This is a genomic window from Streptomyces sp. NBC_00299 (assembly GCF_036173045.1).
GTDB classification, from domain to species: domain Bacteria; phylum Actinomycetota; class Actinomycetes; order Streptomycetales; family Streptomycetaceae; genus Streptomyces; species Streptomyces machairae.
Window position 1 is genome coordinate 5907149 of the sequence record NZ_CP108039.1, and the last position, 24495, is coordinate 5931643.

At 69.8% G+C, this 24495-nt stretch carries 26 protein-coding genes, 1 tRNA gene and 1 riboswitch; of the genes, 16 read left to right on the top strand and 11 right to left on the bottom strand.

Annotation, left to right across the window (positions count from 1 at the left end):
- Positions 1-58: 58 nt before the first annotated feature.
- Positions 59-523, bottom strand: a complete 465-nt coding sequence (locus tag OHT51_RS26250) for a type II toxin-antitoxin system PemK/MazF family toxin (protein ID WP_328881367.1) — start codon at positions 521-523, stop codon at positions 59-61.
- A 221-nt stretch (positions 524-744) separates the two neighbouring features.
- On the opposite strand from OHT51_RS26250, the gene OHT51_RS26255 reads away from it, so the two are divergent.
- A complete protein-coding gene (locus tag OHT51_RS26255; protein ID WP_328881368.1) occupies positions 745-1497 on the top strand; it encodes an MBL fold metallo-hydrolase in 753 nt (250 codons plus the stop codon).
- 104 nt (positions 1498-1601) lie between these two features.
- Here the strand turns inward: OHT51_RS26255 and OHT51_RS26260 are convergent, their stop codons facing one another.
- Positions 1602-2867: a PTS transporter subunit EIIC gene (locus OHT51_RS26260; RefSeq protein WP_328881369.1), complete on the bottom strand. Its 1266-nt coding sequence runs from the start codon at positions 2865-2867 to the stop codon at positions 1602-1604.
- Between the two features lie 187 nt (positions 2868-3054).
- Complete coding sequence (locus OHT51_RS26265; RefSeq protein ID WP_328881370.1) at positions 3055-4347, bottom strand: PTS transporter subunit EIIC; 1293 nt, start codon at positions 4345-4347, stop codon at positions 3055-3057.
- A 150-nt stretch (positions 4348-4497) separates the two neighbouring features.
- Here OHT51_RS26265 and OHT51_RS26270 point away from each other — a divergent pair, with 150 nt between their 5' ends.
- The 4 genes from OHT51_RS26270 to rdgB all read left to right on the top strand — a co-directional run bounded on the left by OHT51_RS26270 (position 4498) and on the right by rdgB (position 6917).
- Positions 4498-4731 (top strand): PTS glucose/sucrose transporter subunit IIB, encoded by a 234-nt coding sequence (locus tag OHT51_RS26270; protein ID WP_328881371.1) that lies wholly within the window; start codon positions 4498-4500, stop codon positions 4729-4731.
- 121 nt (positions 4732-4852) lie between these two features.
- Complete coding sequence (rph, locus tag OHT51_RS26275) at positions 4853-5590, top strand: ribonuclease PH (protein WP_328884441.1); 738 nt, start codon at positions 4853-4855, stop codon at positions 5588-5590.
- A 147-nt stretch (positions 5591-5737) separates the two neighbouring features.
- Positions 5738-6136, top strand: coding sequence for a hypothetical protein (locus OHT51_RS26280; protein WP_328881372.1), 399 nt, complete (start codon positions 5738-5740; stop codon positions 6134-6136).
- Positions 6137-6314: 178 nt separating this feature from the next.
- Entirely contained in the window at positions 6315-6917 is a 603-nt protein-coding gene (rdgB, locus tag OHT51_RS26285) for an RdgB/HAM1 family non-canonical purine NTP pyrophosphatase (protein ID WP_328881373.1), read from the top strand.
- Positions 6918-6971: 54 nt separating this feature from the next.
- Here the strand turns inward: rdgB and OHT51_RS26290 are convergent.
- Positions 6972-7055 (bottom strand) — tRNA-Leu (locus OHT51_RS26290).
- Positions 7056-7472: 417 nt separating this feature from the next.
- On the opposite strand from OHT51_RS26290, the gene OHT51_RS26295 reads away from it, so the two are divergent.
- Positions 7473-8015 carry a GNAT family N-acetyltransferase gene (locus OHT51_RS26295; RefSeq protein ID WP_328881374.1) on the top strand — a complete coding sequence of 181 codons (543 nt, stop codon included), beginning with the start codon at positions 7473-7475 and terminating at the stop codon, positions 8013-8015.
- Here the strand turns inward: OHT51_RS26295 and bcp are convergent.
- Positions 7996-8463 (bottom strand): thioredoxin-dependent thiol peroxidase, encoded by a 468-nt coding sequence (gene bcp / locus OHT51_RS26300; protein ID WP_328881375.1) that lies wholly within the window; start codon positions 8461-8463, stop codon positions 7996-7998. The genes OHT51_RS26295 and bcp overlap by 20 nt on opposite strands.
- Before the next feature lie 95 nt (positions 8464-8558).
- Between bcp and OHT51_RS26305 the strand changes: the two genes are divergently transcribed.
- From OHT51_RS26305 to sugE, 3 genes are all read left to right on the top strand, one after another.
- Positions 8559-8888, top strand: a complete 330-nt coding sequence (locus OHT51_RS26305; protein WP_328881376.1) for a DUF3618 domain-containing protein — start codon at positions 8559-8561, stop codon at positions 8886-8888.
- 55 nt (positions 8889-8943) lie between these two features.
- Positions 8944-9300, top strand: a complete 357-nt coding sequence (locus OHT51_RS26310) for a GroES family chaperonin (RefSeq protein ID WP_328881377.1) — start codon at positions 8944-8946, stop codon at positions 9298-9300.
- A 56-nt stretch (positions 9301-9356) separates the two neighbouring features.
- A riboswitch (guanidine-III (ykkC-III) riboswitch) is annotated at positions 9357-9419 on the top strand.
- A gap of 33 nt (positions 9420-9452) precedes the next feature.
- Positions 9453-9773 (top strand): quaternary ammonium compound efflux SMR transporter SugE, encoded by a 321-nt coding sequence (sugE, locus tag OHT51_RS26315; protein ID WP_328427388.1) that lies wholly within the window; start codon positions 9453-9455, stop codon positions 9771-9773.
- Here sugE and OHT51_RS26320 read toward each other — a convergent pair.
- Positions 9767-12157, bottom strand: a complete 2391-nt coding sequence (locus OHT51_RS26320) for a transglycosylase domain-containing protein (protein WP_328881378.1) — start codon at positions 12155-12157, stop codon at positions 9767-9769. The two genes, sugE and OHT51_RS26320, sit on opposite strands and share 7 nt — an antisense overlap.
- A 238-nt stretch (positions 12158-12395) precedes the next feature.
- Between OHT51_RS26320 and OHT51_RS26325 the strand changes: the two genes are divergently transcribed.
- The 4 genes from OHT51_RS26325 to OHT51_RS26340 all read left to right on the top strand — a co-directional run bounded on the left by OHT51_RS26325 (position 12396) and on the right by OHT51_RS26340 (position 15922).
- Positions 12396-13196: an ABC transporter permease gene (locus tag OHT51_RS26325; RefSeq protein ID WP_328884442.1), complete on the top strand. Its 801-nt coding sequence runs from the start codon at positions 12396-12398 to the stop codon at positions 13194-13196.
- Positions 13197-13263: 67 nt separating this feature from the next.
- A complete protein-coding gene (locus OHT51_RS26330; protein ID WP_328884443.1) occupies positions 13264-14028 on the top strand; it encodes an ABC transporter permease in 765 nt (254 codons plus the stop codon).
- A 17-nt stretch (positions 14029-14045) separates the two neighbouring features.
- Positions 14046-15056 carry an ABC transporter ATP-binding protein gene (locus tag OHT51_RS26335; protein WP_328881379.1) on the top strand — a complete coding sequence of 337 codons (1011 nt, stop codon included), beginning with the start codon at positions 14046-14048 and terminating at the stop codon, positions 15054-15056.
- Between the two features lie 47 nt (positions 15057-15103).
- The gene (locus tag OHT51_RS26340; protein WP_328881380.1) at positions 15104-15922 is read left to right on the top strand and encodes a DUF1707 SHOCT-like domain-containing protein; all 819 of its coding nucleotides are present in this window, start codon (positions 15104-15106) and stop codon (positions 15920-15922) included.
- A 69-nt stretch (positions 15923-15991) separates the two neighbouring features.
- Here the strand turns inward: OHT51_RS26340 and OHT51_RS26345 are convergent, their stop codons facing one another.
- Positions 15992-17329: an SGNH/GDSL hydrolase family protein gene (locus OHT51_RS26345; RefSeq protein ID WP_328881381.1), complete on the bottom strand. Its 1338-nt coding sequence runs from the start codon at positions 17327-17329 to the stop codon at positions 15992-15994.
- Positions 17330-17562: 233 nt separating this feature from the next.
- Between OHT51_RS26345 and OHT51_RS26350 the strand changes: the two genes are divergently transcribed.
- Both OHT51_RS26350 and OHT51_RS26355 read left to right on the top strand, forming a co-directional pair.
- A complete protein-coding gene (locus OHT51_RS26350; protein ID WP_328881382.1) occupies positions 17563-18930 on the top strand; it encodes a DUF445 domain-containing protein in 1368 nt (455 codons plus the stop codon).
- A gap of 81 nt (positions 18931-19011) precedes the next feature.
- Entirely contained in the window at positions 19012-20505 is a 1494-nt protein-coding gene (locus OHT51_RS26355; RefSeq protein WP_328881383.1) for an MFS transporter, read from the top strand.
- 35 nt (positions 20506-20540) lie between these two features.
- Here the strand turns inward: OHT51_RS26355 and OHT51_RS26360 are convergent, their stop codons facing one another.
- Positions 20541-22046 (bottom strand): alginate lyase family protein, encoded by a 1506-nt coding sequence (locus OHT51_RS26360; RefSeq protein WP_443052735.1) that lies wholly within the window; start codon positions 22044-22046, stop codon positions 20541-20543.
- A gap of 173 nt (positions 22047-22219) precedes the next feature.
- Between OHT51_RS26360 and OHT51_RS26365 the strand changes: the two genes are divergently transcribed.
- Positions 22220-22579 (top strand): VOC family protein, encoded by a 360-nt coding sequence (locus OHT51_RS26365; RefSeq protein WP_328881385.1) that lies wholly within the window; start codon positions 22220-22222, stop codon positions 22577-22579.
- 19 nt (positions 22580-22598) lie between these two features.
- Here OHT51_RS26365 and OHT51_RS26370 read toward each other — a convergent pair whose 3' ends face one another.
- The 3 genes from OHT51_RS26370 to OHT51_RS26380 are packed head-to-tail and all read right to left on the bottom strand — an operon-like array spanning position 22599 to position 24367.
- Complete coding sequence (locus OHT51_RS26370; protein WP_328881386.1) at positions 22599-22901, bottom strand: hypothetical protein; 303 nt, start codon at positions 22899-22901, stop codon at positions 22599-22601.
- 54 nt (positions 22902-22955) lie between these two features.
- Positions 22956-23453 (bottom strand): hypothetical protein, encoded by a 498-nt coding sequence (locus OHT51_RS26375; protein WP_328881387.1) that lies wholly within the window; start codon positions 23451-23453, stop codon positions 22956-22958.
- Positions 23454-23509: 56 nt separating this feature from the next.
- Positions 23510-24367: an LLM class flavin-dependent oxidoreductase gene (locus tag OHT51_RS26380; RefSeq protein WP_328881388.1), complete on the bottom strand. Its 858-nt coding sequence runs from the start codon at positions 24365-24367 to the stop codon at positions 23510-23512.
- Between the last annotated feature and the right edge of the window lie 128 nt (positions 24368-24495).

Sequence of the window (24495 nt, forward strand, 5' to 3'; positions counted from 1 at the left end):
TCGGCACGATCGGCCGGCTCGGGGTCCGCGAGGCCCTGACGGGGCGAGTGACGGCGCCCTATGTGGCGAGGTGACGGACCTGGTCCCAGACGACCGGGTCCATCACCCCCACCCGCCGCCGGAAGTCCGACACCGGGACGTCCCGCAGCTCGCCCGTCTCCAGGAAGCTCGCCCGCCCACGGGTGTCCCCGACCGAGCCCGGCGGCAGCGGAATGACGCCGTGCCGCTCGTCCCGGTACTTACTGGTGATCTTCGCGACCGTGACCCGCTTCCCGCGCACCGCGAGCACCAGACAGGGCCGGTCCTTCGCGCCCGGCCCGTCCTCGTAGGGCACGTTCGCCCACCAGATCTCCGCGGGCTCGGGACGAGCGGTGCTGCGCCCCCGGGTACGTCCCCCGGGCCGCGCCGGCGGCCGGGTGCGCCGCCCCTCGGGCCGTCTTCCCCGCCCCCATCCGTCCACGAGCGTGGCGATGAGCGCGAGCAGTACCACCGCCGCGAGGGCGAGCCACCAGGACGTGTCCATGGGCACGAAGGTACCGGCGCGCGCCCACTCCGCGCGCCGTCACTTCCGCCTCATACGCCCCGCATCCAGCCGAACGCGTGACACCACAGGTGAGTTCGCCCACAACAGCCCTTGGCGGAGGAGCGACCAAAGGTTTTGCGCCTTACGCTCGACAAACCGCACGACCCCCGATGCCAAACTTCTCGATCTTCTCATTTTCCGCCAGCGGAGGTTTCTGTTTCATGAAGCTCACCGTCGTCGGCAGCTCGGGGTCGTTCCCGTCCGCGGAATCGGCCTGCTCGAGCTACCTCGTCGAGGCCGACGGCTTCCGGCTGCTTCTCGACATGGGCAACGGCGCCCTGGGCGAGCTGCAGCGCCACTGCGGTCTCTACGACCTCGACGCGATCTTCCTCAGCCATCTGCACGCCGACCACTGCATCGACATGTGCGCGTACTTCGTGGCGCGCTACTACCGGCACGACGGCGGTCGCTGCGACCCGCTCCCGGTCTACGGACCCGAGGGCACGGAGCACCGGCTGACCACCGCCTACGCCGACACCCCCACCGCCTCGTCCATGAGCGAGGTCTTCGACTTCCACACGGTCAAGCCGTCCACCTTCGACATCGGCCCGTTCACGGTGCACACGGAACGCGTGGCCCACCCCGTCGAGGCGTACGGCATCCGGATCGAACACGGTGGAAGGACACTGACCTACTCCGGCGACACCGGCGTCAGCGCGACCCTGGACGAACTGGCCCGCGACGCCGACCTGTTCCTGTGCGAGGCCGCCTTCACGCACGGCAAGGAGAACATCCCCGACCTGCACCTCAACGGCCGCGAGGCGGGTGAGTCGGCAGCCCGCGCGGGCGCCCGCCGCCTGGTTCTCACCCACATCCCGCCGTGGACCGACCCCCAGGTCAACCTGGCCGACGCGCGTGAGGTCTACGACGGTCCGGTGGCGCTCGCGGCGCCCAGGCAGACGTACGAGATCTAGCCCGGTCGGGCACCGGCCCGTACGGGGTTCAGGTCCGTATGCGCCCGAAGGCCCCGGAACCTCATCGGTTCCGGGGCCTTTGTCGTCGCTACCAGGCCGACCGGCTACTTCGCCTCGGCCTTCTGGAGTTCGGCGAGCTCCTCGTCGGACTCGCGGCCCGGCGTCGGCAGGTTGAACTTCGTGATCGCGAAGCGGAAGACCACGTAGTAGACCGCGGCGAAGCACAGACCCACCAGGGCCAGGCCCCACGGGTTGGTGGCGATGCCGAGGTTCAGGAAGAAGTCGACCGCGCCGGCCGAGAAGCCGAAGCCGTCCTTCATGCCGAGTGCCCAGGTCAGCGCCATGGAGACACCCGTCAGCACCGCGTGGATCGCGTACAGGACCGGCGCGATGAACATGAAGGTGAACTCGATGGGCTCGGTCACGCCCGTGACGAACGAGGTCAGCGCGAGGGAGAACATCATGCCGCCGACGACCTTGCGGCGCTCGGGGCGGGCGCAGTGCACGATCGCCAGACAGGCGGCAGGCAGGGCGAACATCATGATCGGGAAGAAGCCGGTCATGAACTGTCCGGCCGTCGGGTCGCCGGCCAGGAAGCGGGCGATGTCGCCGCTCTTGCCCTCGTACTCGCCCGCCTGGAACCAGGGGAAGGAGTTCAGCAGGTGGTGCATGCCGATCGGGATCAGCGCACGGTTGGCGACACCGAAGATGCCGGCGCCGACCGCGCCCGAACCGACCAGCCACTCACCGAAGTTGTGCAGACCGGTGCCGAGGACGGGCCAGATGTAGCCGAAGACGATGCCGATCAGCAGACCCGCGAAGGCGGAGAGGATCGGCACCAGGCGACGGCCGCCGAAGAAGCCCGCCCAGTCGGGCAGCTTGGTGCGGTAGAAGCGCTGGTAGAGGAGGGCGACGACGATGCCCATGACCACGCCGCCGAGGACCTTGGCGTCCACCGCCTGCTCGACCATGACGATCTTGCCGTCGACTATGGCTTCCTTCTTGGGCAGGCTGCCGTCGGTGAACGTGCCCAGCACGTTCTTGAAGACCAGGTAGCCGACGACCGCCGCGAGCGCGGTCGAGCCGTCCGACTTCTTCGCGAAGCCGATCGCGATGCCCACCGCGAAGAGCAGGGCCATGTTGTCGAGGATGGCGTTGCCGCCGGCGGTCATGAAGCCCGCGATCTTCGTCAGGAAGGCGGGGTACTCCGGGTCGCCGAGCATATCGGCGTTGCCGAAGCGGACCAGCAGTGCGGCGGCGGGCAGCACAGCCACCGGCAGCATCAGGCTGCGGCCGATGCGCTGCAGGACAGCCATCGCGCCGGCGCCCTTCTTCTTGTCGGCCGCGGGAGCGGCGCTGGCCGTGGTCACAACTTCCTCCAGAGGGCATGGCGCCGCCCGGGGAAAAAGGCTGGGGACGGCGGCGTCTCATCGCCATGCGGAAACGCCGCATGGTCTACACCACTTAGTGGTGTAGACCTGTTGTAGCACGGTGAAGGGCGGATAAGGAACCCGCGATTTCTGTGACGAATCGGCTACGCCGCCCCCGGCGAACCGGCTACGCCTTCGTCGCGTCCTCGACCTCCTCGTCCGGCTCCCTACCCGGCGTCTTGAGATCAAACTTCGTGATCGCGAACCGGAAGATCGCGTAATAGACGACGGCGAAACACAGACCGATGGGAATGATCGCCCAGGGTCTCGTGGCCAGATTCCAGTTGATGATGTAGTCGATCAGCCCGGCCGAGAAGCTGAACCCGTCATGGACCCCCAGCGCCCAGGTCACCGCCATCGACACACCCGTCAGCAACGCGTGCACCGCGTACAGCAGGGGCGCGATGAAGAGGAACGAGTACTCGATCGGTTCCGTGATGCCGGTGACGAACGACGTCAGGGCCACCGACGTCATCAGACCGCCGACCTCCTTGCGGCGGCTCGGCTTGGCGCAGTGGGCCATGGCCAGGGCCGCGGCCGGCAGGGCGAACATCATGATCGGGAAGAAGCCCGAGGTGAACTGACCGGCGTCCGGGTCGCCCGCGAGGAACATGTTGATGTCGCCGTGCACGACCTCGCCGTCGGGCGTGGTGTAGGTCCCGAACTGGAACCAGATGGGCACGTTGAGGAACTGGTGCAGGCCCACCACCAGCAGTGCGCGGTTCGCGATGCCGAACACTCCCGCGCCCCACGAGCCCAGGTCGCTCATCCAGTCGCTGAAGCTCTCCAGCGCGTCACCGATCGGCGGCCAGACCCACAGGCACAGCACCGCGAACACGATCGCCACGAACGCCATGATGATCGGGACGAGACGCCGCCCGTTGAAGAAGCCGAGCCAGTCCACCAGCTTCGTACGGTGATAGCGGGCCCAGAAGAACGCGGCCAGCAGGCCGATGACGATGCCGCCGAAGACGCCGGGGTTCTGGTACTCGAAGACGGTCACCGTCCCGTCCTCCACCTGGCAGCCCACGTTCGGGACCGCCGTCGAGCCCCCCGGGCAGTCCTCCGGGAACTCGCGCAGCACGGTGTAGTAGACGAGGAAACCCACGACCGCCGCCAGCGCCGTCGAGCCGTCGGCCTTCTTCGCCATGCCGATGGCCACGCCCACGCAGAACAGCAGCGGCAGACCGAGCGAACCGTCGAGCAGCGCGCTGCCCGCGCCGTCCATCACCTTCGAGACGTTGTCCCAGCCGAGCCCCTCGTCGCCGAACACATCCGGCTGTCCGAGCCGGTTGAGGATACCGGCGGCGGGCAGAACGGCGATCGGGAGCTGAAGGCTGCGGCCCATCTTCTGCAGGCCCTGGAACGCGGTGTTCCAGCGGGCGCGCGCCGGGCTGATGGCGGAGCTGTCGGCACTCATGGACGCCCCTCGGTAAGGTGGTGTAGACCAGTTGTCGGACGGTTCCGCTGTCGTGAACGTCATCCTTCGGCACGTACGGCATGACCGCTCGCAAAGATGGGCCAACTGTGGGTTACTGCGACAAAGCGGTTCGGATCAGGGAGAAGGAACATGGCCAGCAAGGCTGAGAAGATCGTCGCCGGGCTCGGTGGCATCGAGAACATCGAGGAGATCGAGGGCTGCATCACCCGGCTCCGCACCGAGGTCAGCGACCCCTCGCTGGTGAACGAGACCGCCCTGAAGGCCGCCGGCGCCCACGGCGTCGTGAAGATGGGCACCGCCATCCAGGTCGTCATCGGCACCGACGCCGACCCGATCGCGGCGGAGATCGAAGACATGATGTGAAGCGCGGGCATCGTCCCGGGCTTCGGCCCCTGACGGACCCTCCGCTTCACCCCTGAGGGCCCCTTCCCACCACGGGAGGGGCCCTTCCGCAACTCGGGCTAGGCTCGACGCCATGTCCTCACTGCCTCGAATCGACGGCCGCACCCCCGAACAGCTCCGCCCGGTCACCATCGAACGCGCCTGGAGCAAGCACGCAGAGGGCTCCGTCCTCGTCTCCTTCGGCGACACGAAGGTCCTGTGCACCGCCTCCTTCACCGAAGGCGTCCCGCGCTGGCGCAAGGGCAGCGGCGAGGGCTGGGTCACCGCGGAGTACGCCATGCTGCCCCGCGCCACCAACACCCGTGGCGACCGCGAATCCGTCCGGGGCAAGATCGGCGGCCGTACGCACGAGATCAGCCGCCTCATCGGCCGCTCCCTGCGCGCGGTCATCGACTACAAGGCCCTCGGCGAGAACACGATCGTCCTCGACTGCGACGTCCTCCAGGCCGACGGCGGCACCCGCACCGCCGCCATCACCGGCGCCTACGTCGCCCTCGCCGACGCCATCGCCTGGGCCCAGGGCAAGAAGCTGATCAAGCCCGGCCGCAAGCCGCTCACCGGCACCGTCAGCGCCGTCTCGGTCGGCATCGTCGCCGGCGTGCCGCTCCTCGACCTGCGCTACGAAGAGGACGTGAAGGCCGACACCGACATGAACGTCGTCTGCACCGGCGACGGCCGCTTCGTCGAGGTCCAGGGCACCGCCGAGGCCGAGCCCTTCGCCCGGGAAGAGCTCAACTCCCTGCTCGACCTGGCGGTTTCGGGCTGCGGGGAGCTGGCGGACCTGCAGCGCAAGGCCCTTGATGCGGTCCTCGAAAAGTAAAGGGCGCACCAAGAGCAGTTGCGGCTTCGGGCAACCGTGCTGCGATTCCTGGCGTCACTAGGGGTACGGGCGTACGGCACACCGCTGTGCGCCCGGCCAATGCACAACGGGGGCCTGCGAGGCCTGAGCAGGGAGGGAACGTCAAGCATGGCCACGAGCCGACGCCGCCGAATCACCATAGCCGCCGCAGCCATTGCGGCAGTCGGGCTGACGGCCGGGCTGACCACCGGCTGCGATGCCGTCAACAAGGCGCTGGACTGCGTCAGCACCGCCGACGCCATCGCCGACAGCGTGACGGAACTCCAGCAGGCCGTGGAGAGCGCCGCGAACGACCCGACGCAGCTCGAGGAGTCGCTGACCTCCATCGACAAGAACCTCGACAAGATCGGCGACAAGACGGACAACGCCGACGTCAACAAGGCGGTGGACGACCTCCAGCAGGCCGTCACCAACGTCCGCGACTCCGTCAGGAACGGCGACGAGACCCCGGACATCACCCCGGTCACCGACGCGGCGGGCGAGCTGACGAAGGTCTGCACGCCGTAACGCTGCGCTGGCTGGGCGGCGCATCTCGTCTGCCGGGTTCTGCCGGTGAGTGGCTGCGGGTTCAGTGTGGCTGGTCGCGCCCACGCGGCGGAGCCGCACATGTCACAGCCCCGCGCCCCTGACGGGGCGCGGCCAAGGGGGCGTCAACGAGCATGGCGCTCCCGGGATACTGGTCCCCATGACCCGCCTCATCCTCGCCACCCGTAACGCCGGAAAGATCACCGAGCTCAGGGCGATCCTCGCCGACGCAGGCCTGCCCCACGACCTCGTCGGCGCGGACGCCTACCCGGAGATCCCCGACGTCAAGGAAACCGGCGTCACCTTCGCCGAGAACGCCCTGCTGAAGGCCCACGCCCTGGCACAGGCCACCGGCTTGCCGGCGGTCGCCGACGACTCGGGCCTGTGCGTCGACGTCCTGAACGGCGCCCCCGGCATCTTCTCGGCCCGCTGGGCAGGCCGGCACGGCGACGACAGGGCCAACCTGGAGCTGCTCCTCGCCCAGCTGGGCGACATCGACGAAGCCCACCGCGGCGCCCACTTCGCCTGCGCGGCGGCACTCGCCCTGCCGGACGGCACGGAGCGGGTGGTCGAGGGGCAGTTGCGGGGCGTCCTGCGCCAGACGCCGGTCGGCACCCACGGCTTCGGCTACGACCCGATCCTCCAGCCGGACGGCGAGACCCGGACCTGCGCCGAGCTGAGCCCCGAGGAGAAGAACGCGATCAGCCACCGGGGGAAGGCGTTCCGGGCGCTGGTTCCGGTGGTTCGGGAGTTGTTGGGCTGAGGCCCACACGGAAACGGCCTGCGCATCGATCCTTCGATGCGCAGGCCGTTCATGTGCGGCGGAAGGGATTCGAACCCTCAAGCCCTATCAGGGCCACAGGACCTAAACCTGCTGTGTCAACCGTTGCACCACCGCCGCGCGTTGCCTGCCATCGTACCGGGAGGTGCGCTCCGGTCCGCTTGGTCGTTGTCCGATGTGTGCCGCTGTGGGCCTGCCCCAGGAAGTGCGCGGTCGGGACCTCGTGCTCGGCCCGCTTGCCGCGCCCTCGGTAACTGCCTGTTGTCGAGCGGCAGTTGGGGCGCAGCAGTACCTCAGGTTTCCGAATTCGGTTGTTCCGCAGAGGGAGCGGCTCGCTGAGCCCTACCGGTTCGATCGAGCACAGAGCCCAGCGCTCCGCGACGCTCAGTTCGCGCATGCCCCGCTTGAGTCGCATGTTCATGGCTCGCGCGGAGCAACGAACCGCTCATCGGACGGTCACGGCAGGGCTGATATGGTGTGGATCACCAGGCAAGCCTTCCGGGCTCGGGCAATCGAGCGCCCCGGGAGGCTTTTTTCATGACCATTCACTCAGCGCAGCCCAGCAGGCGTACTCCACCCGGCGACCTCACGGTCCGTCCAGCCGCTCCCGCCGACCGTCCCGCCGTTGAACGGCTCTGGCTGATGTTCAGGCACGACATGTCGGAGTTCGGCGGGCACCTGCCCAACCCGGACGGGACGTTCCGCAGTGAGCGGCTGGAGGCTGCCTTCAGTGGCTCCGCCGACTGGGCGCCGTACCTCGTCTGCAGGGGCGAGAGTGCTGCCGGATTTGCGTTCGTGCGGGGTCTCACCGGGCCCGCACGGGTGCTGAACAGCTTCTTCGTCGTGCGCGGAATCCGGCGTACGGGAATCGGGCTGCAGGCCGTTCGGGACGTCGTCGCCCTGCACCCGGGGCGTTGGGAGATCGCCTTTCAGGACGCCAACAGGGGCGCGGTTCTTTTCTGGAGGCGTGTTGCGGAGGATTTGGCGGCGGGAGTTTGGAAAGAGGAGCGCAGGCCAGTGCCCGGGCGGCCTGACCTGGCCCCTGACCTCTGGGTTTCGTTCAGATACCCAAGTCCTTGATGATCTTCGCCACGTGTCCCGTCGCCCGCACGTTGTACAGGGCCCGCTCGACCTTGCCCTCCTCGTCCACGACGATCGTGGAGCGGATGACGCCCATGTAGGTCTTGCCGTAGTTCTTCTTCTCGCCGTAGGCGCCGTAGGACTCGGTGACCGTCTTCTCCGGGTCGGCCAGCAGCGTGATCTTCAGGGACTCCTGCTCGCGGAACTTGGCGAGCTTCTCCGGCTTGTCGGGGGAGACACCGATGACGTCGTAGCCGGCGCCGGCCAGCAGCTCCAGGTTGTCCGTGAAGTCGCAGGCCTGCTTGGTGCAGCCGGGCGTCAGGGCGGCCGGGTAGAAGTAGACGATGACCTTGCGGCCCTTGTGGTCCGACAGGGACACGTCGTTGCCGTCGGCGTCGGGCAGGGTGAAGGCGGGGGCCACGTCCCCCGGCTGGAGTCGCTCGCTCATCGAACCAGCGTAACCGGGGAGCCTGACAGTGCGGTCCGGCGTGGAACTGACAGACTGTCCGGAAACAGCATCAGCTTCACTTCGGAGGCCGTACGGTGGCGGACACGTCGGACACCAGAACACCGGCGCAGATCGAGGCGGACATCAAGGCCCGCCGCGCTGTGCTGGCCGAGACGCTCGACGAGATCGGGGTGCGGGTGCACCCGAAGACGATCGTCGGAGACGCCAAGGCCAAGGTCGTCTCGAACATCGATCACTCGCTCGGGCGGGCCTACGTCGAGGTCAACCGGGCCATGAGCGATGTGCGGGCCAAGTTCACCGACGAGGAGGGCGCGCCCCGGCTGGAGCGGATCGTGCCCGTCGCCCTCGTCGCCGTCGGTCTCGTGGGCCTGCTGGCCCTCGGTACCCGGCGCCGCAGGGGCTGAGCGGCGGCGGACCCGGCGGCGTGCGCAGGCGGCAAAGGCAGGTAGGTTCAATGGCGTGAGCGCCAACAGAAACGAGCACAGCACCCACGACGACAAGCTGCCCATCCGGATGCTGCACGACCGGGTGCTCGTGCGGCAGGACACCAGCGAGGGCGAGCGGCGTTCCGGGGGCGGCATCCTGATCCCCGCCACCGCGGCCGTCGGCCGTCGGCTGGCCTGGGCCGAGGTCGTCGCGGTGGGGCAGAACGTACGGACCGTGGAGCCCGGCGACCGGGTCCTGTACGACCCGGAGGACCGTGCCGAGGTCGAGGTGCGCGGGGTCGCGTACGTGCTGATGCGCGAGCGTGATCTGCATGCCGTGGCCGCGGACCGGTTCGAGGGGTCGGAGGACTCGACGGGGCTGTACCTCTGATTCAACGGCTCCAAAGGGCTGGTGGCTTTTGCCACCAGCCCTTTTCGTTGTCCTTTTGCTATCTTTGAAGGGATCCCGACGAGACGCGCCGTACCGGGTGAACGCAAAGACGACGCACCGAATGGTTTCCGTCCTTGCGAAAGGTGCGTCTCATGGCCTGGGTCCTGCTCGTCGTCGCCGGTCTGCTCGAGGTCGGCTGGTCGATCGGCATGAAGTACACCGACGGTTTCACCCGGCTCGTCCCCAGCCTGTTCACCGGCGCCGGCATCGTCGCCAGCATGGTGCTGCTGTCGTACGCCGCGAAGTCCCTGCCCATCGGTACCGCCTATGGCGTCTGGGTGGGCATCGGGGCGGCCGGCGCGGCGGTGGTGGGCATGGTGGTGCTGGGGGAGCCGGTCACCGCCGCGCGGATCTTCTTCGTCTGTCTGCTGCTGGTCGCCGTGGTGGGGCTCAAGGCGACCAGCGGTCACTGATCGGGGCCGCCGGTGTTCCCGGACGTCCCTCCGCCTCCGCCGGTGTCGCCTCCGCCGGTGGAGGTGCCACCGTCCGTGGTGCCGCCGTCGGTGGTGCCTCCGGTGTCGGTCCCGCCCGTGGTGCCGCCGTCCGTGGTGCCGCCGTCGGTGGTGCCTCCGGTGTCGGTCCCGCCGGTCGTGCCGCCGTCCGTGGTGCCGCCGTCGGTGGTGCCGCCGGTCGTGTCGCCCGTTGTGCCGCCGTCCGTCTCACCCGGCGTCTCACCGCCGGTCTGGCCCTCGGTGTCCTGGCCGCCCGTGGTCGGCTCCCCGGTGGTGCCGCCGTCGTCCTGGCCACCGGTGCCCTCGTCGCCCCGGGTGGGGTCGGTCGTCGGGTACTGGGGCACGTCGGAGCCCTCCTGGAGCTCCAGGTCGAAGTCGCTGACCGGCTTCCCCTTCAGCGCGGCCTCGGTGTACTGGGCCCAGATCTCGGTGGGCGCCCCGCCGCCGTTGATGCGGGCCAGGCCCATCGCGCCGTACAGCGACTTGTGCTTGGCCGTGACCGGGTCCTGGCCCATGACGGAGACGACGGTGGCGAGGTCGGGGGTGTACCCGGCGAACCAGGCCGCGGTGTCCTCCTCGGCCGTACCGGTCTTGCCCGCCGCCGGACGACCGGCGGCCTGCGCCGCGGTGGCGGTGCCGTTGTCGACGACGCTCTGCAGGACGGACGTCGTGGTGTCGGCGGCCTCGCGGCTGATGACCTGGGAGGTCTTGCGCTCCGGCAGCTCGATGACGTCGGCGCCGTCCTTGGTGACCTTCTCGATCATGGTGTACGTGCCGTGCTTGCCGTGGTTGGCGAGTGTGGCGTAGGCCTCCGCCATGTCGAGGACGCTGGCGGTGGCGGTGCCGAGCGCGATCGACGGGTACGGCTGGAGGTCGGGGGTGCCCGCGGGCAGGCCCAGTTCGACCGCGGTGTCCTTCACCTTGTCGGGGCCCACGTCGACGGCCATCTGCGCGTACACCGAGTTGACGGACTTGTCGGTGGCCTCGCGGACGCTGATGTCGCCGTAGGAGACGTCGTCCTCGTTCGCGGGGTCGTAGCCGCCCGTCCAGCCCTGCACCGGGCGCTTGTTGGTGCCGTCGTAGATCGTGTTCGGGGTGATCGGGCGGCCGTCCTGCGTCGTCGAGTCGTTCTCCACGGCCGAGGTGAACACGAACGGCTTGAAGGTGGAGCCGACCTGGAAGTCCCGGCGGGTGGCGTTCGGGGTGTACTGCTTGACGTAGTCGATGCCGTTGTACATCGCGACGACCTTGCCGGTCTTCGGGTCGACGGAGGCGCCGCCCGCGCGGACGTATGTGTCGACCTTGTTGTTCTTCTTGTCCAGCTTCGACATCAGCTTGTCGTTGACGGCGTCGACGAAGGCGTCCTGCCGCTTCTTCTGAAGGGTGGTGGTGACGCGGTAGCCGCCGGCCTCCAGCTCCTCCGCGCTGACGATCTTGTTCTGGGTCAGATAGTCCTTGACGATCTGCACGATGTAACCGCGCTGCCCGGACAGGTTGGTGGAGGCCGTCGCCTCCTTCGGCATCGGGAACTTGATGCCCGTTCGCTCGGACTCGTCGAGCCAGCCCTTGGTGACCATGCCGTCCAGGACGTAGTTCCAGCGGGCCAGGGCCGCGGACTTGTTCTCCGGGTGGGCGACGACGTCGTACTCGCTGGGCGCGTTGACCAGCGCGGCCAGATAGGCGGCGCGGCCCGGGTCGAGGCCCTTGGCGTCCATGCCGTAGTAGGCCTGGGCGGCGGCCTGGATGCCGTAGGCGTTGCGGCCGAAGAAGCTGGTGTTGAGGTAGCCCTCGAGGATCTCGCTCTTGGTCTTCTCGCGGTCCAGCTTGATCGAGATGAAGAACTCCTTCACCTTGCGGGTGACGGTCTGCTCCTGACGCAGGTAGTAGTTCTTCACGTACTGCTGGGTGATCGTGGAGCCGGACTGCTTGCCCTTGCCGGTCGCCGTGTTCCAGCCGGCGCGCAGCATCGCCTTGGGGTCGATGGCGGACTCGGTGTAGAAGTCGCGGTCCTCGGCGGCCAGGATCGCGTGCTGGGCGTCCTTGGACATCTGCGCCAGGGTGACGTTCTCCCGGTTGACCTGGCCGTCGCGGGCGATCACCGAGCCGTCCGCGTACATGTACACGTTGGCCTGCTTGGTCGCGAGCGCGTTCGCCGGCGGGATCTTGACCAGGGAGTAGCCCAGGAAGAACAGCCCGAACAGCAGCAGTGTGCCGATGACGAAGGTGCCGAGCACCATCCGCCAGGTCGGGATGATCCGCCGCCAGCCCGTCCTCTTCGGCCGCCCGGGCTTCTCGTTCGGCTGCTGGGCCTGTCCCTGCGGCTGCGGCTGCGGCTCGTCACTCATCTCGTGCACGGACTCCTGTTTCGCGTCGTACGTTCCCGTACGCCTCGTACGCCTAATGCGCCCCCATTGCTGAAGACTCTCGCATCGGGCGTTCCGTTCCCGGAAACCGGCGCGTGTCTGCGGAAAGTGAGCAGACTCTCCCGCCTGGCGGAGCCCGGAAATTGGCTGGCAGCGCCTGCCGCGCGCGCACTAGGCTCCTGCGCTTCGGTGCCGGGCGCGGGCGAGGAGGGCTGTGGATGTGGGATCGGGGCGGTTGTACTTAGCCGTCGCGGTGGGCGGGTTCAGAAGGTACGCGACCTATCGGGCGGCGACGGCGGCCGGGGTGTTCACCAACACGGTCTTCGGCGTGATCCTCGTTTACACCTATCTGGCGCTGTGGGACGAGAAACCGCATCTCGGCGGCTACGACCAGACCCAGGCCGTCACCTACGTGTGGCTGGGTCAGTGCCTGTACGCCACGCTGGCCATCCAGGGCGGCGGCGCCGAGAAGGATCTGATGCAGCGCATCCGCACCGGTGAGATCGCCGTCGACCTGTACCGGCCGGCCGATCTCCAGTTGTGGTGGCTGGCCGGGGACGTGGGGCGGGCGCTGTTCCAGATGCTGGGGCGGGGAGTGATCCCGTTCGCGTTCGGCGCGCTCTTCTTCCCGATGGCGCTGCCGGCGGACGTCACCCTTTGGGCGGCGTTCGCGGTCACCCTCCTGCTCGCGACGCTCGTCAGCTTCGCGATCCGCTATCTGGCGGCTCTGAGCGTGTTCTGGCTGATGGACGGCATGGGCGTCAATCAGGCCCTGATGATCACGGGGGTCTTCTTCTCGGGCATGGTGCTGCCCCTGAACGCCTTCCCGGGCGTCCTCGGCGAGATCGTGCGGGTGCTGCCCTGGGCGGCGCAGATCCAGATGCCGGCGGACGTGCTGATGGGGGAGACCGACCCGCTGCGCGCGTACGCCTTCCAGGCGGCGTGGGCGGTGGTGCTGCTGGCGGCCGGGCGGCTGGTGCAGTCGGCGGCGACGCGGCGGGTGGTGGTGCAGGGTGGGTGAGATCTCCGGGGTCACCGGGGTGTCCCGGGCCGGTGAGGGGCTGCGGGCCTACCGGCTGATCGCCGGGATGTGGATCCGGTCCGCGATGACCTACCGCGCCTCGTTCGTCGTCACGGTCTTCGGCAACCTGCTGGTGACCGGTCTGGACTTCGTGGCGATCCTGCTGATGTTCTCGCAGGTCGACTCGCTGGGCGGCTGGTCGCTGCCCGAGGTCGCCTTCCTGTACGGGCTGTCCGCGACGGCGTTCGGGATCGCCGACCTGACCTTCGGCTCGATGGACGTCCTCGGCGGCCGGATGCGCGACGGCTCGTTCGACACGCTGCTCGTGCGGCCCGTCCCGGTGCTGGCCCAGGTCGCCGCGGACCACTTCGCGGTGCGTCGCCTCGGCCGGATCACCCAGGGCGCGCTGGTGCTGGGCTGGGGGCTGCTGGCCGTCGACGTGGACTGGACGGCGGCGAAGGTGCTGTTGGTGCCGGTGATGCTGGTCTGCGGCGGGGTGATCTTCTGCGCCGTGTTCGTGGCGGGCGCGGCCTTCCAGTTCCTGGCGCAGGACGCCGCCGAGGTGCAGAACGCGTTCACGTACGGCGGCACCACGCTGTTGCAGTACCCGCCGACGGTGTTCGGGAAGGACTTCGTGCGCGGGGTGACGTTCGTGCTGCCGCTCGCCTTCGTCAACTGGGTGCCGGCCTCCTATGTGCTGGAGCGCCCGTATCCGCTCGACCTGCCTTCCTGGACGGCCTTCGCGTCGCCGCTGGTGGCGGCGGTGTGCTGTGCGCTGGCCGGACTGGCGTGGCGGGCCGGGCTGCGGTCGTATCGGAGCACGGGGAGTTAGGGGCAGCGGTGGATGGCATGGACGACATGAATGGTGTGAGTGCCGTGGACGGCGGGGCGGACGCGTTCATCGAACTCGACGGCGTCGAGAAGGTCTTCGAGGTACGCAAGAAGACCGGTTTCCTCAAGCGGGAGCGGCGGCAGGTACGGGCCGTCGACTCGATCTCCTTCCGCGTGGCGCGCGGCGAGATGGTGGGCTACATCGGGCCGAACGGCGCCGGCAAGTCGACGACGATCAAGATGCTGACCGGCATCCTGACCCCGAGCGAGGGCCGGCTCCGGGTCGCCGGCATCGACCCGTCCCGCGAGCGGATGCGGCTCGCGCACCGGATCGGGGTGGTGTTCGGGCAGCGTACGACGCTGTGGTGGGACCTGCCGCTGATCGACTCGTACAAGCTGATGCACCGCATGTACCGCATCCCGGACGGTCGTTACCGCGAGAACCTCGACCGGCTCGTCGAACTGCTCGACCTGGGCGCGCTGTTGGACGTCCCGGTGCGTCAGCTCTCCCTCGGGCAGCGGATGCGCGGCGACATCGCGGCGGCGCTGCTGCACGATCCCGAGGTGGTGTACCTGGACGAGCCGACGATCGGGCTCGACGTGATCTCGAAGGCGAAGGTCCGGGACTTCCTGCGGGAGTTGAACGTGGAGCGCGGCACGACGGTGCTGCTGACCACGCACGATCTCCAGGACATCGAGCAGTTGTGTTCACGGGTGATGGTCATCGACCACGGGCGGCTGATGTACGACGGTCCGCTCGCCGGGCTGCACGAGGTGGGGGAGAGCGAGCGCACACTGGTCGTCGACCTGGAGCGGGAGCTGCCGCCGATCGAGGCGCCGCCCGCGCGGGTGGTGAAGGTGGAGGGGCCGCGGCAGTGGCTGGCGTTCCCGGCGGCCGAGTCGGCAGCGGTGCTGGTGGCGGCGATCGCGGCGGAGTATCCGTTGGTGGATCTGTCGGTGCGGGAGCCGGACATCGAGGCCGTGATCGCCAAGATGTACGCAGAGCAGGCCGAGCGGGCCATCTCGTAGCCCACGATCTCGTAGCCCCCGGGCGGGGTTGCTCGTAGGCTGCTTGCATGACCGACGACGTCCCGGAGCTTCGTGCCTCCGACGCAGATCGTGAACGAGTCGCCGAGGTACTGAGGGACGCCGTCGCGGAGGGGCGTCTCGACATGGAGGAGTTCGAGGAACGCCTGGATGCCACGTACAGGGCGCGTACGTACGGGGAGCTGGCGCCGCTGACCCGGGATCTGCCCGTCGGCGCGGTGGCCGTTCCCAAGGTCGACATGGTCAAGAAGTCCGGGGTGCCGGACGGGAGTTGGGCGGACCGGATCGTCGGCGGCGAGGGGTCGTCGACGGGGGGTGTCGCCGTCATGTCCGGGTTCCAGCGCAAGGGGCGGTGGACCGTGCCCCGGCGGTTCAACTGCTTCGCCTTCTGGGGCGGCGGGGAGATCGATCTGCGCGAGGCCAACTTCGCGGACCGCGAGGTCGTGATCAACTGCATCGCGATCATGGGCGGGATGCAGGTGACCGTGCCGCCAGGCGTCGAGGTCGTCGTGCGGGGGATCGGGATCATGGGCGGGTTCGACCACCGCGAGGAGGGCGTGCCGGGGGATCCGGGCGCCCCGCGCGTGATCGTGACCGGGTTCGCCTTCTGGGGCGGCGTGGGGGTCGAGCGCAAGCGCACGCGGGAACAGCGCCAGGAGCTCCGCGAGGAGCGCCGGCGGGAGAAGCTGGCGCGACGGGAACAGCAGCGGGAGCTGCGGGCGTCGATCCGGGACGAGCAGTACGAGGCGCACCACGAGATGCTCGACGAGCACCGGGACATGTGGCGGCATGCGCACGGCGACCGCCGGGACCGCGGCAGGCGGTCGCGGGAGCGGGACGAGGACTGAGCTCCAGGCTTCTCGGGAGGGGCGTCGCCCGGGCGGCGCGACTGTCCGCAGCCGGCCGAGGGCTTGCCCCTACAGCTTCGCCGGAGCCGCGCCCCTCAGGTCCTCCAGGTTGAAGGCCTCTCCCATGCGGTCGTAGCCCTTGTCGCTGGGGTGGAGGTGGTCGCCGGAGTCGTAGTCGGGGCGGAACTTGCGGGGGTTGTACGGGTCCCGCAGGGCCTCGTCGAAGTCGGCGACCGCGTCGAAGACCCGGCCGCTGCGGATCTCGGCGTTGATCTGCTGGCGCACGTTCTCGCGGGCGTCGGTGTAGCCGCGGTGGCCCTGGAAGGGCATCAGGGTGGCGCCGACGACCTTGATGCCGCGTGCGTGGGCCTGGCGGACCAGGGCGCGCAGGCCGTCGAGGATGCGGTCGGGGTCGGCGAGCCTGGGGTTGCGCAGGATGTCGTTGACGCCGAGGTCGATGACGACGACCTTGACGTTCGTACGGGCGAGGACGTCGCGGCCGAAGCGGGTGAGTCCGGCCTCGTTGTTCGCGGGGCGCCCGGTGCCGCTGACGAGGATCTGGTTGCCGCTGATGCCCTGGTTGACGACGCTGTAGCGCGGCACGTCCTGGCGGGCCGTGATCGCCGCACGCAGCCGGCGCGAGAGGGCGTCCGTCCAGCGCCGGTTGGCGTTCTCGGTGGACGTGATGCCGTCGGTCAGCGAGTCGCCGAAGACCACGACGGTGCCGTGGGACTCGTTGCTGAGGACGTCCAGCGCGGTCAGGTAGCGCCAGGAGCCGACCTGCCCGGTGTACGCCACGCCGGTCGCGTCCTCGGTGACGTCACCCTCGGCGACGTAGCTGATCTGGCGCGCGTGCGGGTGGTAGGTCACCGGGCCGGACGGGGTGGGGGAGTAGGTGGTGACAAGGATGTCGGTGTCCGCCGGGACGGCGATGCGCACGGCGTCGCTCAGCACCTGCTGCCCGGGCGGGATGACGACCGTGGTGTTCCCGCCGAAGGTCAGCCGGCGCATGGTGTCCACGATCGCCGCCGCGGTCCCGGTGCCGGCGGCCACGGCGACGGAGGCGTGCGTGATGGTCAGCGCGGACTGGCCGTAGAGGTTGGACAGCGTGATCCGGGCACTCGTACCGCCGACGCTGGTGTGCACGACGTTGCGCACCGAGCGGCCCGCGAGGCCTTCTATCTCGGTGCCGGGCTCGGAGCCGACCGGGGAGGTCGACCAGGCGCCGACCCAGATGCCGGTGGAGGCCGGGGCGGCGGGGCCCCGAGGGGCGCCTTCGTTGGTGGGGGTGCTCTTGCTGGTGGCGCTGCCGTCGTCGGAGGCGACTCCGACGTATATGGCCGCGGAAAGCGTGACGATCAGGGTGACGATCGCGGCGAGCAAGGCATAACCGTTACGCCTGGTCATGCGGTGCGTGTCTCCTCGGGCGGAATGGGAGCCCGAGGCTCCGATGTGATCACCTCATGATGCGTCATAAGGCGGAGGGGAGTTGCACGGACCCCCCATTGGGCCGCCGGCGTTCATCCGGAGTTCGTCATCGACCTCCCCCCACGGAACAGACGCCGGGAACTCTTGTTTCGTTCCAGGAGTCGGTCAGGTAGGGACAATGAGTACGGGGGATCCTGGACGGGTGGAGCGGAATGGAACGTACGAATCCGGAAGAAACGGGAACGCGTGACGTAGAGCAGCATGCCCGGCCGGGCGCTGCCGGTAACCGGCGCGTCCCCGCATCGGCCGTACGTGCGATGACGACGTTCACCGCCGCCGACGAGGAGAAGCAGCGCGGCGTACGGCGCATGAAGCTCACCGCGACCGGCCTGCTGCTGTTCGTGGCACTGGTGTACGTCCTCGCCAAGGTGGCGTCGCACCAGGGCGCCGGAGAGTGGGCGAACTACGTCGCGGCGGCCGCCGAGGCCGGCATGGTCGGCGCGCTCGCGGACTGGTTCGCGGTCACGGCCCTGTTCCGGTACCCGCTCGGCATCCCCATCCCGCACACCGCGATCATCCCCAACAAGAAGGACCAGCTGGGCGTCTCGCTGGGCGAGTTCGTCGGGGAGAACTTCCTCTCCGAGGACGTCGTACGCCAGCGCCTGCGCGCGGTCGGCATCGGCAGCCGGCTGGGGGTGTGGCTGGCGGACCCGGAGCACGCGGACCGCGTGACGGCCGAGCTGTCGGCGGCGCTCAGAGGCGCCCTGGCGGTCATGCGCGACTCGGACGTCCAGGCGGTGGTGGGGGAGGCGATCACCCGTCGGGCCGACGCCCAGGAGATCGCGCCCGGCATAGGGAAGATGCTGGACAAGATCGTCGCGGACGGCGGCCACAAGCGTGCCGTCGACCTGATCGTCGCGCGGGCCCAGCACTGGCTGATCCTGCACGACGAGGAGATCATGGACGCGGTGCAGGGCGGCGCCCCCGGCTGGACCCCGAGGTTCGTCGACAAGCGGGTCGGCGAGCGCGTCTACAAGGAACTGCTGCGCTTCGTCACCGAGATGCGCGACATGCCCTCCCACCCGGCCCGTGCCGCCCTCGACCGCTTCCTCACCGACTTCGCCTCCGACCTCCAGTCCGACACGGACACACGCGCGCGTGTCGAGCGGCTCAAGGGCGAGGTGCTGGGGCGCGGCGAGGTCCAGGACCTGATCGCGTCGGCGTGGACCGCCGTACGGTCGATGATCGTCTCGGCGGCCGAGGACGAGCGCAGCGAGCTGCGCCTGCGCGTGCGGGCCTCGCTGCTGTCGCTGGGCTCGCGGATGGCGGTCGAGCCGCGGCTGCAGGCCAAGGTCGACGGCTGGGTCGAGGGCGCGGCGGTGTACGTCGTCACCACCTACCGCAAGGAGATCACGTCCCTGATCACGGACACCGTGGCGAGCTGGGACGCCGAGCACACGACGAAGAAGATCGAGGCGCACATCGGACGCGATCTGCAGTTCATCCGGATCAACGGCACGGTGGTCGGCTCGCTCGCCGGCCTGGTGATCTACACGGTGTCGCGGGCCCTGGGGGCGTAGACCCGCTCCAGGGTCCGGGTGGCGTAGACCCGCCCCCTTCAGGGCACTCGGCTCGGGTTCCGCTCGATGGGGAGGGAGCCCATGACCACCGCAGAAGCCGAGACCGGCCGTACCGTCACGACCGACATCCCCGCCCGCCTGGACCGCCTCCCGTGGTCACGCTGGCACTGGACGATCGTGATCGGTCTCGGCACCGTGTGGATCCTGGACGGCCTGGAAGTCACGGTCGTCGGCAACATCGCGCCGCGCCTGTCCGAGCCCGGCAGCGGACTGCCGATCACCTCCGGCCAGGTCACCGGCCTGGCCGCCGCGCTGTATGTGGCCGGTGCCTGCCTGGGCGCCCTGTTCTGGGGCCGCCTGACCGACCGGTGGGGCCGCAAGAAGCTGTTCATGATCACGCTGGCGGTCTACCTGGCGGCGACGGCGCTGACCGCGGTCTCCTTCCACACCTGGTGGTTCTTCCTGTTCCGCTTCCTGACCGGCTTCGGCATCGGCGGCGAGTACGCGGCGATCAACTCCGCGATCGACGAGCTGATCCCCGCGCAGTACCGCGGCCGCGTCGACCTGATGATCAACGGCAGCTTCTGGCTGGGCGCGGTCGGCGGCTCGCTGCTGTCGATCGTCGCGCTGGACACGGCGATCTTCCCGGCGGACGTCGGCTGGCGGCTGACGTTCGCGCTCGGCGCCGTCCTCGCCCTGGTCATCCTCCTGGTCCGGAGGCACGTCCCGGAGAGCCCACGCTGGCTGCTGATCCACGGCCGCGACGACGAGGCGGAACGGATCGTGTCCTCCATCGAGGAACGGGTGGAGGCCGAGCGGGGCGAGTCGCTGCCGCGCGCCGAAGGCGAGCTCACCATCCGCCAGCGCCGCAGCGTGACGTTCGTGGAGATCGGCCGCACGGTCTTCTCCAAGTACCGCAGGCGGGCGATCCTCGGCTTCTCCCTGTTCATCGGCCAGGCGTTCCTCTACAACGCCATCACCTTCGGCTTCGGCGCGATCCTCACCACGTTCTACGACGTCCCGAGCGGCAACACCGGCTACTACTTCGCGGTCATCGCGGTCGGCAACTTCATGGGCCCGCTGCTGCTGGGCAGGCTGTTCGACACGGTCGGCCGCCGCATCATGATCTCGTCGACGTACCTGCTCTCGGGCATCCTGCTGTTCGGCACGGCCTGGCTGTTCGACCAGGGCACGCTCAGCGCCGGCACACTGACGGCCTGCTGGTGCGCGGTCCTGTTCTTCGCGTCGGCCGGTGCGTCGAGCGCCTACCTCACGGTGTCCGAGGTCTTCCCGATGGAGACCCGCGCGATGTCCATCGCCTTCTTCTACGCCCTCGGCACCGCGGCCGGCGGTATCAGCGGCCCCCTGCTCTTCGCCAACCTCACCGAGACGGGCAAGGTCGGCGACACGGTCCTCGCCTTCCAGATCGGCGCGGCGCTGATGTGCCTGGCGGGCCTCGTGGCGGCGTTCCTCGCGGTCCGCGCGGAACGCCGGTCGCTGGAGGACATCGCCCGGCCGCTCACGGCGGTGACGAAGCCGGCTCGGGCGGGGACTGCCGGGGCTACGGAGACGTAAGGGACGAAGCCCGACCGGGGACAGGAGTCGGAGCCCTACTGGGATGCGTCCCGGGCCCGCTCCCTGCGCCGCAGCAGGAGCAGGCCGCCGGCGAGGGCGGTGATGCCGGTGGCGGCGGTCCAGCCGATGACGTCGTCGGAGCCGGTGGCAGCGAGGTCGCCGGCGGTGGAGGAGGCGGCGGACGCGGAGGGCGCTGCCGTGGCCCCCGTCTGCGGCCGGGCATCCGACCCCGACCCCGACCCGGCCGCCGGGGACGCCGCCCCCGAAGCCGCCGGACCGGCCGAACCGTCCGTGCCCGCCCCCGCCCCCGTCACCTTGTCCCGCGTGAACGCCAGTGTGCCGAAGCCCAGTTGGTCGTACCCCCCGCTGTTGGGCCCGTAGTCCCCGCCGCCGCCCTCCGGAGAGGCCTTCGCGGCGATCCGGGTGAGGTACGACGCCGGCAGGCCCCGGCGCTTGGTGTAGTGGTTGGCGATCATCGCCCAGATCGGGCGGGTCATCGCCGGGTCGACGGGCGCGGCCTCGGTCACGGTCTCCGACCCCGACCAGCCGTTGATCGCACCCTTCCTGCGGGTGTTCGAGGTGAAGGGCACCTCCCCGCCCATCGCCCACTTGGCCACGTACTGGGCGCCCTTGAGGAAGCGGCTGTCGTCGTAGCCGTACAGGTCGATGCCCTGGTTCCAGGCCATCTCGCAGAAGGTGCCCATCAGGCCGACGCCGAGCAGCGCGTGTCCCTGGTCGCGGCCGGCCTCCAGCCACTCGGCGAGGCCGTCGTCGCGTACGACGGGAATGGCGTTGCGGATCGAGCCGAGCCCCTCGCCGTGCTTGAAGTACTCGACCGCGCGGGCGACTTGGGCCTTGTCGTCGCAGAGGACGCCGGTCGCCAGGACGCAGCACATGGCGGTGAGGTCCCAGTTGGTCCAGTAGTTGGAGATGACGGCGCCGTTGTGCTTGACCAGGAAGCTGTCGCTCAGCGGCGCGAAGACGGTGGTCAGCATCTCCTGGAACCGCCCGAGCTCGAAGTCGGGGTGGTCGCGCACGAGTTCGGCGGCGTTGGCGATCTGGTAGCCGTAGATCCCGGCGGCGAGGAAGCGGTCGGCGTTGCCGGCGAGCGTGGTCAGCTCGGCCGACCAGGCGTTGAGGATCGCCACGGCGGTGTCGAGGTGCGCGCTGTCGCCGCTGACGTGGCCGCGCAGGGCGTTCTGGTAGGCGGCGTGGATGTCGTTGTAGAGGATCGCGTAGTTCTGGCCGGCGCCTCCCCGGACCACGGTCGCCTGCGGGTTGGCCGTCCAGCCGCTCCGGGCGTGCCGGTTGGCGGTCAGCTTGGCGAACCCGGCCGTGTGGGGAGCGGCGCCGGCCTTCACCTTGGCGGCCATCCGGTCCAGGTCGGCGCGGGTGTGCAGGAGGCCGGGGTGCGCGAACGAGGCGCCGGCGGCGGCTGCCGGGGGCGCGAGAGCGGTCGTACCGATGCCGATGCCGATTCCGGCGCCGGCGCCCATTGCGGCCCCGACGGCTCCGGCGGTCGCACCCGTGGCCTTGAGCATGCTCCGGCGGCTGATCTGTCGTGTCACGTGGCTCATTCCTCGCGTGCCTGGGGCTGGGGACGGTGAGGAGACGGGGTGACACTGCCGGGGATAACAGAAATTCCGGCCGCCGGTATCGCGGCCCACCGACGACCCCGGCCGAAACCCCGGCCGACGATCAGGAGCCGCACCCCATGACGATCCGCAGGATCATGCCCGACTTCCAGGTCGGGTCCGAGGAACAGATGGAGACCAACCGGGACTTCTACGGCCTGCTCGGCTTCGAGGAGGTGATGAACATGGGCTGGGTGATGACCCTGGCGTCCCCCGCCAACCCCACCGCCCAGATCAGTTTCTTCACCGCGGAGCGCACCGCTCCGGTCGTCCCCGACCTGAGCGTGGAGGTCGAGGACGTCGACGCCGTGTATGCGCAGGTACGGGCGGCGGGAGCGGAGATCGTACGGGAGCTGCGGGACGAGGAGTGGGGCGTACGGCGGTTCTTCGTACGGGATCCGAACGGGCGGGTGGTGAATGTGCTGACCCACCGGTCCTAGCGGCCGCGGGTCGGGGCGGTCAGCCCCGGCGGTCCGCCACCGCCCACGACGCCAGGGCCACCGCCCCCGCCACGCCGAACACGGCGGGCCAGGCGCCCACCTTCTTGGCCAGCGGGTGCGAACCGGCGAAGGCGGCGACATACGCGGCGGTCAGCGCGCCGGCGGCCTTCCCGCCCGCCTGCTGCCGCCACTGCTGCGCGGCCGCGGCCCCGGCGAGGGCCAGTACGGCCCCGCCGAGCTGCCGCTTCCTGGTCCAGCGGGCCACGCCGTAACCGCCGACGAGCCCGCCTGCGGCGACCGCCGCGCTGGGGATCTTCGCCATGTCTGCCTCCCACCATTTCAGCCGGCAACTCCTGCCGGCCTCGATGCTCCGAGGCTAACCGGCGTCCCCCTTCCGCAGCTCGGCCCGGGCCCGCAGCTCCGACACGTACCCCGCGCCGATGGCGCACCCGGCGGCGGTGAGGGCGAGGCCCAGGACGCCCGGGTTGACGTAGCCGGGCACGTCGCCGTTGTCGTAACTCCCGCCGTCACTGGTCTCGCAGACGAAGGCGAGAGGGACGTACGTGATCGTGTAGTCGACGATCTGGATGCCCTGCTGAGCCCGTTCCCACCAGCCCGCCGTACGGCAGGATCGAGGTGGCGACGAGTCGGTGCCGCCGTCCTCCGCCGTCATCACCGCGCCTGTGACGGCGAGCAGCCCCCAGGCGTACATGGCCAACGCACCGGCGCCCGCGAGGGCCGCCAGTCCGCGCAGCAAGCCGGGGGTGCCCGTGCGTTGTGCGCGCCGGTCGGCCAGGGTGCGGGCGCCGTAGCCGCAGAGCCCGACCGCGGTGATCACCGCGATGACGACGAACAGCAGGAACAGCAGGAACACATGTCCTCCAGACAGTGGTCTCACGGGCTCGGTGACATGGCGTCACAGATCCGGGATCACAGCACATCCGCCAGACGGTCCACCTGGTCCGGGTCCAGGCCGTAGCAGTAGAGCATGACCTCGTCGGCGCCCAGGTCGGCGAAGGCGGTGAGTGCGGCGCGGATCTCGGCGGGCGTGGTGAGGAGGCCGTCGACCATGCGGTCGGCCGTGCCGGTGAAGGCGTAGTACGCGTGCATGCGGGCGCGGGCGTCGTCGAGCACGTCCGGTGGGCCGAGCGCGACGTTGACCTGAGCGACGAGGCGGGGTTCGCCGTCGCGGCCGTACTCCGTCCAGAACCCGCGGACGGCGTCGAACAGGCCGCCCGCCCAGGAGGGCGCCGCAGCCGCGAGGAAGCCGTTGCCCCAGCGGGCGACGCGTTCGAGGGCGGCCGGCTTGAAGCCGCCGAAGAGCAGCTCCGGGCCGCCGAGGCGGGCGGGCACCGGGCCGATCGGGCCGACGCCGTCGCCGTAGGGATCGCCGTGCCACAGGCGGCACATTGTCGCGAGCTGCTGGTCCAGGCGCCGGCCCCGGGTGCGCAGGTCGGTGCCGGTGGCGCGGTGGTCGTCCTCCCGGCCGCCGATGCCCAGGCCGAGGACGAGCCGCCCGTCGGTCATCCGGTCCAGGGTGGCGGCCTGCTTGGCCAGCAGGGCGGTGTCGCGCAGCGGGGCGAGCAGCACCTCGGTCTGGACGCGGACGCGCGTGGTGGCGCCGGCGAGGAGGGCCAGTGCGACCAGCGGTTCGGGGTTGTCGTAGACGAGCCGGTCGAGCAGACCGAGGGTGCTGAAGGGACCGGCGTCCGCGCGCCGGGCCCAGGTGAGCAGGGCGGCCGGGTCGCCGACGGGCAGGCCGATGCCCACGTTCGTACCGACGTTCATGAAGGGGCCTCCGAAAGAGGGGTCGACAAAGACGACTGCCGCCCCTTCGGCACCTCGGTGAGCTCGGTGTGGCTCAGTGAGGTGGGACGTTCCCGCTCTGCGGCTTGCTTCCAGGGGAACGTCTCTTC

Bases quoted from the DNA above. Each gene is read 5' to 3' on its own strand.
- OHT51_RS26250 (WP_328881367.1), bottom strand. From the start codon at position 523: ATGGACACGTCCTGGTGGCTCGCCCTCGCGGCGGTGGTACTGCTCGCG.
- OHT51_RS26255 (WP_328881368.1), top strand. From the start codon at position 745: ATGAAGCTCACCGTCGTCGGCAGCTCGGGGTCGTTCCCGTCCGCGGAA.
- OHT51_RS26265 (WP_328881370.1), bottom strand. From the start codon at position 4,347: ATGAGTGCCGACAGCTCCGCCATCAGCCCGGCGCGCGCCCGCTGGAAC.
- OHT51_RS26270 (WP_328881371.1), top strand. From the start codon at position 4,498: ATGGCCAGCAAGGCTGAGAAGATCGTCGCCGGGCTCGGTGGCATCGAG.
- OHT51_RS26280 (WP_328881372.1), top strand. From the start codon at position 5,738: ATGGCCACGAGCCGACGCCGCCGAATCACCATAGCCGCCGCAGCCATT.
- rdgB (WP_328881373.1), top strand. From the start codon at position 6,315: ATGACCCGCCTCATCCTCGCCACCCGTAACGCCGGAAAGATCACCGAG.
- OHT51_RS26295 (WP_328881374.1), top strand. From the start codon at position 7,473: ATGACCATTCACTCAGCGCAGCCCAGCAGGCGTACTCCACCCGGCGAC.
- bcp (WP_328881375.1), bottom strand. From the start codon at position 8,463: ATGAGCGAGCGACTCCAGCCGGGGGACGTGGCCCCCGCCTTCACCCTG.
- sugE (WP_328427388.1), top strand. From the start codon at position 9,453: ATGGCCTGGGTCCTGCTCGTCGTCGCCGGTCTGCTCGAGGTCGGCTGG.
- OHT51_RS26320 (WP_328881378.1), bottom strand. From the start codon at position 12,157: ATGAGTGACGAGCCGCAGCCGCAGCCGCAGGGACAGGCCCAGCAGCCG.
- OHT51_RS26330 (WP_328884443.1), top strand. From the start codon at position 13,264: ATGTGGATCCGGTCCGCGATGACCTACCGCGCCTCGTTCGTCGTCACG.
- OHT51_RS26335 (WP_328881379.1), top strand. From the start codon at position 14,046: ATGGACGACATGAATGGTGTGAGTGCCGTGGACGGCGGGGCGGACGCG.
- OHT51_RS26340 (WP_328881380.1), top strand. From the start codon at position 15,104: ATGACCGACGACGTCCCGGAGCTTCGTGCCTCCGACGCAGATCGTGAA.
- OHT51_RS26345 (WP_328881381.1), bottom strand. From the start codon at position 17,329: ATGACCAGGCGTAACGGTTATGCCTTGCTCGCCGCGATCGTCACCCTG.
- OHT51_RS26350 (WP_328881382.1), top strand. From the start codon at position 17,563: ATGGAACGTACGAATCCGGAAGAAACGGGAACGCGTGACGTAGAGCAG.
- OHT51_RS26355 (WP_328881383.1), top strand. From the start codon at position 19,012: ATGACCACCGCAGAAGCCGAGACCGGCCGTACCGTCACGACCGACATC.
- OHT51_RS26360 (WP_443052735.1), bottom strand. From the start codon at position 22,046: ATGCTCAAGGCCACGGGTGCGACCGCCGGAGCCGTCGGGGCCGCAATG.
- OHT51_RS26365 (WP_328881385.1), top strand. From the start codon at position 22,220: ATGACGATCCGCAGGATCATGCCCGACTTCCAGGTCGGGTCCGAGGAA.
- OHT51_RS26370 (WP_328881386.1), bottom strand. From the start codon at position 22,901: ATGGCGAAGATCCCCAGCGCGGCGGTCGCCGCAGGCGGGCTCGTCGGC.
- OHT51_RS26380 (WP_328881388.1), bottom strand. From the start codon at position 24,367: ATGAACGTCGGTACGAACGTGGGCATCGGCCTGCCCGTCGGCGACCCG.